Annotated in this window: 10 protein-coding genes; 8 read left to right on the top strand and 2 right to left on the bottom strand. The window is 46.6% G+C overall.

Annotated elements, in window-relative coordinates; translation table 11 throughout:
* Window positions 1-61 precede the first annotated feature (61 nt).
* From NE536_RS16215 to panP, 6 genes are all read left to right on the top strand, one after another.
* Window positions 62-760 carry a uracil-DNA glycosylase family protein gene (locus NE536_RS16215; protein WP_261273338.1) on the top strand — a complete coding sequence of 233 codons (699 nt, stop codon included), beginning with the start codon at window positions 62-64 and terminating at the stop codon, window positions 758-760.
* 8 nt (window positions 761-768) lie between these two features.
* Window positions 769-2,010: a sugar diacid recognition domain-containing protein gene (locus NE536_RS16210; protein ID WP_261273329.1), complete on the top strand. Its 1,242-nt coding sequence runs from the start codon at window positions 769-771 to the stop codon at window positions 2,008-2,010.
* A gap of 151 nt (window positions 2,011-2,161) precedes the next feature.
* Window positions 2,162-3,169 (top strand): catalase family peroxidase, encoded by a 1,008-nt coding sequence (locus NE536_RS16205; RefSeq protein WP_261273328.1) that lies wholly within the window; start codon window positions 2,162-2,164, stop codon window positions 3,167-3,169.
* Window positions 3,170-3,514: 345 nt separating this feature from the next.
* Entirely contained in the window at window positions 3,515-4,873 is a 1,359-nt protein-coding gene (locus NE536_RS16200) for a GntP family permease (protein WP_006081101.1), read from the top strand.
* 228 nt (window positions 4,874-5,101) lie between these two features.
* Window positions 5,102-6,310 (top strand): glycerate kinase, encoded by a 1,209-nt coding sequence (locus tag NE536_RS16195; RefSeq protein WP_261273327.1) that lies wholly within the window; start codon window positions 5,102-5,104, stop codon window positions 6,308-6,310.
* 281 nt (window positions 6,311-6,591) lie between these two features.
* Window positions 6,592-8,241, top strand: coding sequence for a pyridoxal-dependent aspartate 1-decarboxylase PanP (panP, locus tag NE536_RS16190; protein ID WP_261273326.1), 1,650 nt, complete (start codon window positions 6,592-6,594; stop codon window positions 8,239-8,241).
* Between the two features lie 555 nt (window positions 8,242-8,796).
* On the opposite strand, the gene NE536_RS16185 is transcribed toward panP, so the two are convergent.
* Window positions 8,797-9,756, bottom strand: a complete 960-nt coding sequence (locus NE536_RS16185) for a hypothetical protein (protein ID WP_261273325.1) — start codon at window positions 9,754-9,756, stop codon at window positions 8,797-8,799.
* A 76-nt stretch (window positions 9,757-9,832) separates the two neighbouring features.
* On the bottom strand, window positions 9,833-10,078 hold the full coding sequence (locus tag NE536_RS16180; RefSeq protein WP_261273324.1) for a hypothetical protein: 246 nt from the start codon (window positions 10,076-10,078) through the stop codon (window positions 9,833-9,835).
* A gap of 517 nt (window positions 10,079-10,595) precedes the next feature.
* On the opposite strand from NE536_RS16180, the gene NE536_RS16175 reads away from it, so the two are divergent.
* Both NE536_RS16175 and NE536_RS16170 read left to right on the top strand, forming a co-directional pair.
* A complete protein-coding gene (locus NE536_RS16175) occupies window positions 10,596-10,904 on the top strand; it encodes a hypothetical protein (protein ID WP_261273323.1) in 309 nt (102 codons plus the stop codon).
* 144 nt (window positions 10,905-11,048) lie between these two features.
* Window positions 11,049-11,705, top strand: a complete 657-nt coding sequence (locus NE536_RS16170; protein ID WP_261273322.1) for a Vat family streptogramin A O-acetyltransferase — start codon at window positions 11,049-11,051, stop codon at window positions 11,703-11,705.
* Window positions 11,706-11,821 lie beyond the last annotated feature (116 nt).

Raw genomic sequence — 11,821 nt, 5'->3', positions numbered from 1 at the left:
CACTAACGCGCCGGCGTCATCACCGCTAAGCGAAACGGTATCGCCGCCCAGTTCTGCATCAATGACAGCGCTGCTGACAAAAATTAACGCCTGTACTTTATGTCAGGCTGATTTGCCCTTAGCGCCCAAACCGATATTGCAGGCCAGTAGCCAAGCGCGGATTTTGATTGCCGGCCAAGCTCCGGGCGTGAAAACGCACCATAAAGGCATCCCATTTGACGATGCCAGCGGTGAACGGCTGCGTACTTGGTTGAATGTCACCCGTGAGCAATTTTACGACCCTGCCCTTTTTGCCATTGTCCCTATGGGATTTTGTTTTCCGGGCAGTATCGAAAAAAACGGTAAAAAGCAGGGTGATAAACCACCGCGCCCCGAATGCGCCGCCACTTGGCATCAAGCCTTACTTGCGTTAATGCCACAAATTGAGCTAATCGTGATCCTCGGCCAATATGCCATCGATTATCATCTACCGCGTGAATCGTCCGTGGCCATAAACCTCACTTCGCCGCTCACTGAGCCTCAAACAACCCACATAAATGTATCGTCCAGCGCCAAAGCAAAAACCATCCCCAAACTGAAACCCATCACAGTGACCCAAGCGTGCGCGCAGTGGCAGCAATATTGGCCTAAATATTTTGTCTTACCGCACCCGAGCCCACGCAATAATCTCTGGCTTAAGCAGCATCCTGAGTTTGAACGCGATATGCTACCCAGATTAAGAATGCGTATTGCATCCCTGTTAAACCTTCAACCACTCTAGGCACTTATATGTATCTGCTTGATTCTGCCATCGCTAAACAGATTGTGAGTCGCACAATGAAAATCATTGGCCACAATATCAATGTGATGAACGGCCAAGGAGTGATTTTAGGCTCAGGCGATCCTAAACGTATTGGTTCAACCCACGAAGGCGCGCTGCTGGCAATTGCCCAAAATCGCAATGTGGAGATAAGCCAAGAAGTGGCCTCTGGGTTACATGGCGTTAAACCTGGCATCAATTTACCCTTGCATTATCAAGGACAAATCATAGGTGTTGTCGGCATTACTGGCGATCCAAGTGAACTTACCCATTACGGTGAATTACTCAAAATGACCGCCGAAATGATTGTCGAACAAGCCAACCTGCAGGATAAATTGCAGTGGGAGAATCGCCAGCGCGAAGAGTTTATTTTGCAGCTGATCAAAGCTGAAACCGACGATGATGAGCAGTTGCATCGCTGGGCAAAACAGTTAGAAATTAATATCAGCCTGCCACGGGTCGCGGCCATTATTGAGATCAGCGAGAAACACACCCAAAAACAACATTTAAAGACTGACGCCAACTCATCGGTCTTGTACTTAGCAGAAGCTTCCGCTCAGTCCGCCGATGAACGCAGCCCCAGAGTCAGTGAAACCCTCAAGCAAGTGCTGCATCTATTGCAATACCCTGACCGTGGCAACTTGATTGCCATGACCTCAATGTCGCAATTGGTTATCCTAAAGCCCGCTTTTTTAGATGGTAAACAATGGGATCCTGAGCTTGAAAATCAGCGTATCGACAAGCTGTTACAACGCTTACCCGCCCAAATGGATTTAAACTTTAAAATTGCCTTGGGCCACTTTTTTCCCGAAAAAGGCGGTATTGCGCGCTCCTATCAAACCGCACAAGAAACCTTAGCCCTAGGTAAACAGCGCAATGCAGAGGGTAATAAATACCTGTTCGAAGATTATTCCCTGCAAGTACTACTTGCGGGACTTAAACATGACTGGCGTGGTCAGGCACTAGCGTCACCCTATCAGCAACTCGCCAAAGCCGATAAAAACGGCCAGTTACGCAAAACCTTAGCCGCCTATATCACCCACTTTGGTGATGCGCAGCAATGTGCGAATGCGCTGTTTATACACCGCAACACACTTAGATATCGCCTCGATAAAATTCAGCAAATCACCCAAGCCGATATCCAATCCCTGCATGGATTATTGAGTTTGTATCTTGGACAACTGCTTGATACTTCGGCAACCCCAAGATAACGGGTGTTATTTCCTATGCAATTGAGTCAGTAAGGCATTAATTAACAGATCGATTGAAAGATTTATACCGTATCCCCTTTCCTATAGTTTCTAATAACAATCTCGCGTCGACATGTCGAACGCTCGACCTAGACCATTGAAAGGAATTGCAATGACCCCATTCAAACTGACTTTACTCGCCAAAGCCTGCCTCATCACAGGCTTAGCGCTAACTTCACCGACATTAGTCGCAGCCGAAAAAACCATTCCAGAGCTGGTTGATGCCGTGAATGGCACGCCCGATGCGGCAAGTCGCGAGGCGGGTAAAAAGGTTAAACTGCGTAATCACACGAAAGGATTTTGCACCTCAGGCACTTTTAAACCGGATCCGCAATTACAACAAACACTGGCGATTCCGTTTTTTAATCAAGATGCCATTAAAGTCACTGCCCGTTTTTCCCTTGGTGGCACGAATCCACAGATCTCCGATAAAACCGCTGGGCGCTTTATGTCACTCAAAATAGATGGCGATAAAGAAAACCTTAACTTTGTTACCACTAACGTCCCCGTTTTCTTCGCCAGTAATCTAGAAGACTTTTTTACCTTTCAGACCAAAGTGAAACAAGGCGCAGAAGGTAAACAGTGGCTTATCGACAATCAACCCAGCGCTAAAGCCTTTTTCGACTATGTCAAACAGCTGCCTCCTAGCCCAAGTTTTGCCAACAGCCGCTACTACGGCGTGAATAGCTTCCTGTTTAGCACCCAAAAAGGCGGCGCTCAGCAAGGTGAAACGGTTGCGGGTAAGTGGATTTTTGAACCTGTCGCGGGCACAGCTGCACTATCAGCCAGCGAACTTGCTAATCTGGGTGACGATTTTTTAAAGGCAGAATTGCTCGAGCGCATTAAAACCCAGCCGGCACAATGGAACCTCTATATTCAACTGGCTGAAACGGGCGATGAGATTAATGACCCTACCGTGATTTGGCCTGAGACTCGCCAGCGTTTGCTGGTTGGCCAAGTGGTGATTAACGGTGAGCGAGATAGCGATCCCCAAGTGCAACAGTGCGATAAAGGTATTTTCAACCCGCTGTTATTACCTAAGGGCATTGCCGCGTCTGCAGATCCGATACTCAATGCTCGCACCGCTGCCTATGTAGAATCTTTTATTCGTCGCCAATAAAACGACGAGTTAAGCCAAATCCCTCCTATTTAAGGTTGGCAAATAGCCCTATTTGCCAACCCTTAACCGACAAGCCCCCCTTATCGACAAAACGCCTCCTCTTACATTCGAATTCACCTAAGCATTTTTGTGCGTGAGCACAAAAATGGCGAAACATAACGCGGTAATTCCGTGGGTTTAGCCAAAGCTATTCAAGCATGCCTGCACAATAATAGGATGATCTTAAAATAGGATAACCTTAAAGCAGCCCTCATTTGGACTCAGGCCCAAATAAGCACTGCGCCCTACAATATAAGTCAAAAAACTTACTCAAAAACTTCAGCCAAGAACTGAACGGGACATAATATGAACTTAGTGCTTATTCTTATCGGCGTGATTGCATTTATTGTTATCGCGACCTCAAAATTTAAACTCCACCCCTTTTTAACCTTAATTCTGGCCGCCTTTATCGCGGCGTTCGCCTATGGCTTACCGAGCGGAGAAATCGCTAAAACCATCACTACAGGTTTTGGCGGTATCTTAGGTTATATCGGCCTTGTGATCGTCTTGGGGACTATCATAGGTATTATTCTAGAAAAAAGCGGCGCCGCCATTACCATGGCTGATGTGGTGATCAAGGTATTAGGTAAACGCTTCCCGACATTAACTATGTCGGTCATCGGCTATCTAGTGTCTATTCCAGTCTTTTGTGACTCGGGCTTTGTGATCTTGAACTCGCTAAAACAATCGATGGCCAATCGCATGAAGGTCTCTAGCGTCTCCATGAGCGTTGCCTTAGCCACGGGCCTGTATGCCACTCACACCTTTGTACCGCCAACGCCGGGTCCTATCGCCGCTGCGGGTAACTTAGGCTTAGAGTCGAACTTAGGCTTAGTGATTGGCGTGGGTCTTTTTGTGGCCGCCGTTGCCGCATTAGCGGGCATGTTATGGGCGAACCGTTTTGCCGATGTTGAACCAGACGGTGAAGGTGCGCAGGAGCTTAAAGCGGAAGCGAGTGACTATGAAACCCTGAAAAAAAGCTATGGCACCCTGCCCAGCCCATTAAAAGCCTTCGCACCGATTTTTGTACCTATCGTATTAATTTGTTTAGGTTCTATCGCTAACTTCCCTTCAGCGCCTTTAGGTAAAGCAGGGTTATTTGACGCGCTAGTGTTCCTCGGTCAGCCCGTTAACGCTCTGATGATTGGCCTATTCTTATCCCTGTCGTTATTAAAAGGTGAGAATAAGATCAGTGAATTTAGCGAGCGCATCAGCCAAGGGTTAGTCACAGCCGCGCCGATTATTTTAATCACAGGTGCAGGCGGCGCCTTTGGTGCTGTCTTGAAAGCTACGCCTATCGGTGACTTTTTAGGCACATCACTGTCGGCACTCGGTATCGGTATCTTTATGCCCTTTATCGTCGCCGCGGCGCTTAAATCGGCGCAGGGTTCATCGACTGTGGCATTAGTCGCAACCTCGGCACTGGTTGCGCCTATGCTCGGTGATATTGGCCTTGGCAGCGATATGGGCCGCGTATTAACGGTTATGGCGATTGGTGCCGGTGCAATGACGGTTTCCCACGCCAATGACAGCTTCTTCTGGGTCGTCACTCAATTCAGCCGCATGAGTGTGAAACAAGCTTACAAAGCACAAACCATGGCAACCCTTATTCAAGGTATCACCGCCATGTTGACTGTGTATGTGCTCAGCTTAGTCTTGCTCTAATAGTGATTTAACCTTGATTCAAGCTTTTCCCTTGGGCGCTAACCGCGCCCAAGATATCTTTTTTATCGCCCAAATAATTGCAACAGTTCAATGTGCCAGTGATGGATATTAATACGTTTATATCCTTCAGTGTTTGCACAGGAAAACTGTTGTACCCAACGTAAGTGGCATTGGGTTTAGTGTTCAACATTGAGCCCTGTTTTATCCCATTTAGCTGTAGGATTTTTAATGAAAATAGTTATCGCCCCCGACTCATTTAAAGAAAGCTTAAGCGCACTCGAAGTAGCTAACGCCATCGAGCAAGGCTTAAGACAAGTGATACCCGACTGCGACATAGTCAAAATTCCCGTTGCCGATGGCGGCGAAGGCACAGTGCAATCTATGGTCGATGCCACGGGCGGCAGTATTGTCAGCCTAGAGGTCATGGGCCCACTGGGGCATAGGGTGCAAGCGCACTATGGCATTCTTGGTAATCTATCAAATAGTGACTCGAATAATGACTCGGATAGTCGCTCTAATGATGGCTCTGCAACGGTTCCAAATACTGGCGCGATTGCCGTGATTGAAATGGCCTCGGCCTCTGGTCTGCACCATGTGCCAAGGGAGCAACGTAACCCGCTGATGACCACCAGTTACGGTACGGGCGAGCTGATTTGTGATGCGCTTAATCGGGGGATAAAGCACATCATTTTAGGTCTAGGCGGCAGTGCCACCAACGATGGCGGCGCGGGTATGGCCCAAGCGCTGGACATTTTATTGCTCGATAGCCAAGGTAAAACCTTGCCTTCTGGCGGCGCGGCGCTGGCGAACCTTGCCCAAATCGATGTCTCAAACGCTCATCCGCTGTTACGTGAGTGCAGCTTCGAAGTCGCCTGCGATGTTGACAATCCGCTGTGCGGTGAGCGTGGTGCATCGGCGATTTTTGGCCCGCAAAAAGGCGCAACGCCTGCGATGGTTAAGCAGCTCGATTTAGCGCTATCCCATTATGCCGATGTGATTGCCCAAAGTGGCATGACAGATCACCGTGAACATGCGGGTGCAGGTGCTGCGGGCGGTATGGGTCTTGGCGTGATGGCTTTTTTAAATGCCGAACTTAAACCCGGTGTTGAAATTGTAATGAAAACCGTTGGCCTTGCTGACAAAATCCGTGGCGCTGATTTAGTGATCACAGGTGAAGGCCGCATCGACGGGCAAACCGTGTTTGGAAAAACCCCGATGGGTGTGTTAAAGCAAGCCCAACTGCAGGGCATTCCTACTATCGGTATCGCGGGCTGCCTAGGTGACAACGCCAATGCCATATTGGATCACGGTATGGCGGCTATCTTCCCTATCATTCCGCACTTAAGTCCGCTCGATGATGTACTGGCCAATGCCAAGTTAAACCTTTGCAATACCGCCCGAAATATCGGCGCGGTACTCATGTTGGGCCAGCGCTAATACTCGAGCTAGTGCTTGAGTTATTCCTTCAGTTTGATGACTTGAATAAAGGCGCCATTACGGCGCCTTTGCTTATTTAGGCCGCAACGCTTTGGTAACACAAATTTTAGTGCTTGATGCCTAAAAGGCCTTGCAGTAAAGTGAGCTCCCTTTTTGGTATTCCGCTGATTGAACATTTTGAGAGTCACTGATCGCGCATCACTGGTCGAAAGTCACTGGTCCGTTATACTCTTCGAGCCAATTTGCGGTTTCACTATAAAAATTAATAGACGGCAAGCCCCATGACCCAGAAACTCCCTCGCCAAGCCACAGCATCCGAAGAAAGTCTGCTCCGCATTTTTACTGCACCGGAAGATGCAGGATCAACGCTGAGTATTATCGAGCAGAAGCTCTCCGAGGACTTAGCAGGCTTTTTGGGTGACAGTATCGCCGCGCTCGAAAAACCCTTGTCGGAAATTGAAACCGATTTTCAAGCCTTTGAGATCCCAACTCAGCCGCGTTTTGTTTCCGATTACACCGACGAAATTATGCAAAATCTGGTGGCGCATTCGGTACACACAGCGGCACCGAGTTTTATCGGCCACATGACGTCGGCACTGCCCTACTTTGTGTTGCCGCTGTCGAAAATGATGGTGGGACTCAATCAAAATCTGGTCAAAATCGAAACCTCGAAGGCTTTTACGCCGCTTGAGCGCCAAGTGCTCGGCATGATGCACCATTTGATTTACGACCAAGATACGGATTTTTATCAAAGCTGGATGCACAGCGCCAATCATTCCCTCGGCGCATTTTGCTCCGGCGGCACAGTGGCCAACATCACCGCCCTGTGGATTGCCCGTAACCAATTATTGAAAGCCGATGGTGAGTTTAAAGGCGTCAGCCGCGAAGGCTTACTCAAGGCACTGCACCACTATGGCTATGACGATTTAGCGATTTTGGTCTCGGAGCGAGGCCACTATTCGCTAGGCAAAGCCGTCGATCTGCTTGGCATTGGCCGCGATAATATCATCAGCATTCCCACGGGCAGCGATAACAAGGTCGATGTAGCGAAAATGCGCCAAGCCTCCCTTGAACTTGCCAGTAAAAACATCAAAGTGTTAGCGATTGTTGGCGTGGCGGGCACCACAGAAACCGGTAATGTTGACCCACTGACAGAGTTAGCGGCGCTGGCAAAAGAGTTAAATTGTCATTTCCATGTGGATGCAGCTTGGGGCGGCGCAAGTTTATTATCCAATAAATACCGCCACTTACTTGCAGGTATCGAACTTGCAGACTCAGTTACCATCGATGCCCACAAACAAATGTACGTGCCTATGGGCGCAGGCATGGTGTTATTTAAAGACCCAGAGTTTGCCCACGCCATTGCCCACCACGCCGAATATATTCTGCGCCGTGGTTCAAAGGATCTCGGCAGCCAAACGCTGGAAGGCTCACGCCCCGGCATGGCGATGTTAGTGCACGCTTGCTTACAGATCATCGGCCGCGATGGGTATGAAATCTTAATCAATAACAGCCTTGAAAAAGCCCGTTATTTTGCCGAACAAATCAAAGCCCATGAGGATTTTGAGCTGGTTACTGAACCAGAACTGTGTCTGCTGACTTACCGTTATGTCCCCGCCCGCGTCCAAGCCGCCATGAAGCTGGCCTGTGAGCAAGCAGACACCTTAAGACTCGCCCGCTTTAACGAGCTGCTCGATGGTCTTACTCAGTTTATTCAAAAGCACCAACGCGAACAGGGTAAATCCTTCGTCTCCCGCACCCGTATTCAGCCCGCCCGCTATTTTAGACAAGCGACCGTGGTGTTTCGCGTAGTACTCGCCAACCCCCTCACCAGCCATGACATCCTCAATCAAGTGCTTGTTGAACAAAGTGAAATCGCCGCACTAGATAACGAGTTTTTACCCGCACTCATGGCGATGGTTTCTGAATAGTGAGTTGTGAAGAGTGAATTTCCCAATAGCGGCTTTCAGATAAAAAGTTTCAAATAGCAAAACAGTCGCAAAGATCTTTGCGGCTGATTTGATTCACGGCACAAAATTAGCGAAACCTTACGTTAAATAACAAAAACAAAGCACTCTGCACCTGTAGCAGGTACGCCGAATTCAACTGCTTCCGTGACACGCCGTGAAGCCATCCATGGCGGCTCTACGATGACATCCATGTCATCGAAGGTCACGTCAGCAATGGAATTCGCCCTTGGCAAATTTCGGTGTAATCTGCGGCAACGTTTTAAAAAGATGGAAGTTTAGCTATTGCGCTTGTTCTACCCCTTAATCAATTAAACGACGAACAGACGGGACGCGATTAACGCCACAAACACGCCGACAGCAATCGCCACAAAAGTTAAGCATGGTTTTCCCCTTGGGATACGCTGCCTCACGGCGGGCTAACGTGCCAACGCTTCACAGCGTTGGCTAAATACGCTTATAGGTACACGAAGATTTTAGGCAGGAGAAAAGCGTACCCGTTAACGGGTACGTGAGTGATTATGGTTGAATTATATCTTTAATTATTTTTTTCTTTTGAGCATCTATATTACCCACAACCATAAAAAATGTGTCTTTAGTGCTAAATTTTTGTCTAAATATGTCATCCCCGACAGTTAAAAAACTTAACTCTCTATTAGAGTATGATAATTTATTGATTACCTCTCCAATGTTCCGTATAAGAATTAACATTTTTGATATATCATAACTTGATATACTTTCATATTCTACGGTACTAAACTCCTCTAATGAAAGGGCTCTACTTTTATAAACTGCATAGCTTTTATTCAATGTGTAATGTTCAGTAGCAACCCTTAAACCAAGAGACTCAAGCAGTTCAAAAATCGCATCATCAAACTCGCGAATAATATCAAATTTATCTTTAATGCTTACACTTCCAAGCCGAACAACACCAGTTCCTAAGCTACCTCCACGACCATAAATTCTGGCAAAGGAACTTTGACTAAATAAATTGTCAAAAAAATCCCTATATAGAACTTCAACATCATTTATGTCTGATGTAAATTCAAATTTATTTGGTTTGTTTTTTGGGAATAAAAGATTGTAAAAAGAGTTAAAGCTAACAATCTTTACATCACTATCCAATAGTTTACTATCCAATAGTTTACTATCCAACTCTTCATTAATTATTTTTCGATGATGAAAATAATTGCTATAAGTATTTTGTGATATTGATATTTTAATTTGATACTGAGTTTCCTCACTTTTATGCAAGAGAGCTGCTAGTGCAAGTAATGCAACTGTAGCCTTCGCCACATCAATTGGAAAACTGAATAGACTGGTAAAATAGGAAAAGCAGATGTTTGAGGCACACAGCTTAGAGTCATATTCCAAAACATCATTAATTATTATCGAGATTGATGATATGGTAAATATAATAAAACCAATAATAGAAATAATTTGAAAAGGCCTGTAGTCTTTTAGTTTTACTGTGCTCATAAATGTATAATAGTAGGTTGGTTTTACTAATGTTAATCATATGAACAAACTTAATCAATGAACTATTTTTCTTAGTTTATGTGCACAATTTAACTATTTCTATTTTGCCTCCTTGAATATTTCCCTTTACTACCTGATTGGTATTCATATCCTTCATCACATTATCCAATGGAACCAGCTTCGCCAGCACACTGGGGCTGATATCCATTTCTGCGGCCATCATACGGCGGTCGGCGGCGCGGCTTTGGCGACCACAGCGAATAATGGTCGCATTACCTAATGCGGATTTGTTGGATTTGGGATAATTTAAAGAGACACCCATTGTTAAATGTCTAAAAGTGGTTGTAAGCATTACTCGGTTTACTTTGCATGACTTGCAAACAACACAAAAGCTGAAGGAGTTCACCTTCCCCTCGGAGTTGCCGCAGGGCATTTGCGTTCGTTGCGTGAGCGAGGCAGGGAAGCCGAGATAGCGTCAGTCGAATCAGGGACGAGCGTCTGACGCGATAGCATAAGGACGCTTAATGCCCAAGGGGCTTTCAACTCCGTTGGGGGCGGCAAGGGAGATCCAAGAGGGGATTGCTGTTGATCCCCTCTTGGTCGGGTGTGGGGTGAAGCCCCACGACTTTGACTTTGCTTTTAAATTATTTAACGAAGAAAGATTTAACAAGACACTCATTGTTAAATTGTTAGAATGCCCTAATTGTGAGTAACAGACTATCTGCCATACCAAAGGCTTAATGGGATTGGGGTGTGGGGTGAAGCCCCACGACGTTGATTTAGCCTTTAAAAATTAACCATCAATCATCCCCGAAACCACATAGGAACTAAGGCCTTATATGCGAAAAATCATTCTCCCACTGATCATGCTAAGTCTTGGCGCATTGCCTCAATTTGCTCAAGCACAGGACAGCAGCGCGTTATGGGGTAAAAAGTATGCTGAGGTGAAATCGAGTTTATTAGCTGCTGGCTGGGTATTAGCGCCCGTAGCAGAAGATGAAACGCCAATGACAGAAGATTACCCTGAAATAACCTGTGGTAACGGCGCGATGGCAATTTGCTCTGTCGGCTTTATGCGAGACAAAACTACGCTTGCCTTAGTGGTTGAACCTATTGAAAATACACTTGTGGTGACGGGCGAGTATTAATCCGACTCATCCCGCTATCAACACCACCACAGGCACCACTGCAATAGGCACCACAATCAACACCGCAATAGGCACCACAAATTCGCACATCAATCTTATAAAAGAATGCACGAGTTAAGACGTACTTTAACGATGGAGACCGTTATGCCTGACACAACAACCCATTCCCAATTAGGCCCAAATCCCAACGATAAAGCGCCGATGAAAGGCTTCCCTCAGGTTGGCTTTCTTAAAAACTTTATTACTCGCGAGAACATTATCGTCGGCGATTATACTTACTATGACGATCCTGCAGGGCCTGAAAGATTTGAGTCGAATGTGCTTTATCACTTTGACTTTGTTGGCGATAAACTGATTATTGGTAAATTCTGCGCTATTGCGAAAGACGTGAAATTCATTATGAATGGCGCCAATCATCAAGTGTCTGGCTTTTCGACTTATCCCTTTTATATCTTCGGCAATGGCTGGGAAAAAGTAATGCCAGATCCCACCGATTTACCCCATAAAGGCGACACCTGTATCGGTAACGATGTGTGGATTGGTTATAACGCCACTATCATGCCTGGAGTGAAAATTGGCCACGGCGCCATTGTTGCCAGTCAATCCGTGGTGACAAAAGATGTGCCGCCCTACGCTGTAGTTGGCGGTAATCCTGCCACTGTCATCAAGCTCAGATTCGAGCAAGATGTGATAGATGAGCTCGTGACCATCGCTTGGTGGGATTGGCCGATAGAGAAAATCACTCAGCATCTACACGCCATCGCGGGCGCGGATCTGACTCCATTACAGCAGGCGACCTAAGCAAAGCCAGTCGCGACCAAGACTGGGCCCCCAAATATCAACTGGCTAATATATCAAGAGACAAATACATCAACTGGCTAATATCAAGTGACCAATATTAGCAATAATGATTAATA

It is taken from the genome of Shewanella septentrionalis, assembly GCF_025370265.1.
In the GTDB taxonomy this organism is placed as follows: Bacteria; Pseudomonadota; Gammaproteobacteria; order Enterobacterales; family Shewanellaceae; genus Shewanella; species Shewanella hafniensis.
This window is presented reverse-complemented; position numbering and strand designations above follow the sequence as displayed.

What these genes read in the sequence shown, in the direction of transcription:
- NE536_RS16200 (WP_006081101.1), top strand. Translation starts at nt 3,515, where the DNA reads ATGAACTTAGTGCTTATTCTTATCGGCGTGATTGCATTTATTGTTATC.
- NE536_RS16195 (WP_261273327.1), top strand. Translation starts at nt 5,102, where the DNA reads ATGAAAATAGTTATCGCCCCCGACTCATTTAAAGAAAGCTTAAGCGCA.
- NE536_RS16185 (WP_261273325.1), bottom strand. Translation starts at nt 9,756, where the DNA reads ATGAGCACAGTAAAACTAAAAGACTACAGGCCTTTTCAAATTATTTCT.
- NE536_RS16210 (WP_261273329.1), top strand. Translation starts at nt 769, where the DNA reads ATGTATCTGCTTGATTCTGCCATCGCTAAACAGATTGTGAGTCGCACA.
- NE536_RS16170 (WP_261273322.1), top strand. Translation starts at nt 11,049, where the DNA reads ATGCCTGACACAACAACCCATTCCCAATTAGGCCCAAATCCCAACGAT.
- NE536_RS16215 (WP_261273338.1), top strand. Translation starts at nt 62, where the DNA reads ATGACAGCGCTGCTGACAAAAATTAACGCCTGTACTTTATGTCAGGCT.
- NE536_RS16205 (WP_261273328.1), top strand. Translation starts at nt 2,162, where the DNA reads ATGACCCCATTCAAACTGACTTTACTCGCCAAAGCCTGCCTCATCACA.
- NE536_RS16175 (WP_261273323.1), top strand. Translation starts at nt 10,596, where the DNA reads ATGCGAAAAATCATTCTCCCACTGATCATGCTAAGTCTTGGCGCATTG.
- NE536_RS16180 (WP_261273324.1), bottom strand. Translation starts at nt 10,078, where the DNA reads ATGGGTGTCTCTTTAAATTATCCCAAATCCAACAAATCCGCATTAGGT.
- panP (WP_261273326.1), top strand. Translation starts at nt 6,592, where the DNA reads ATGACCCAGAAACTCCCTCGCCAAGCCACAGCATCCGAAGAAAGTCTG.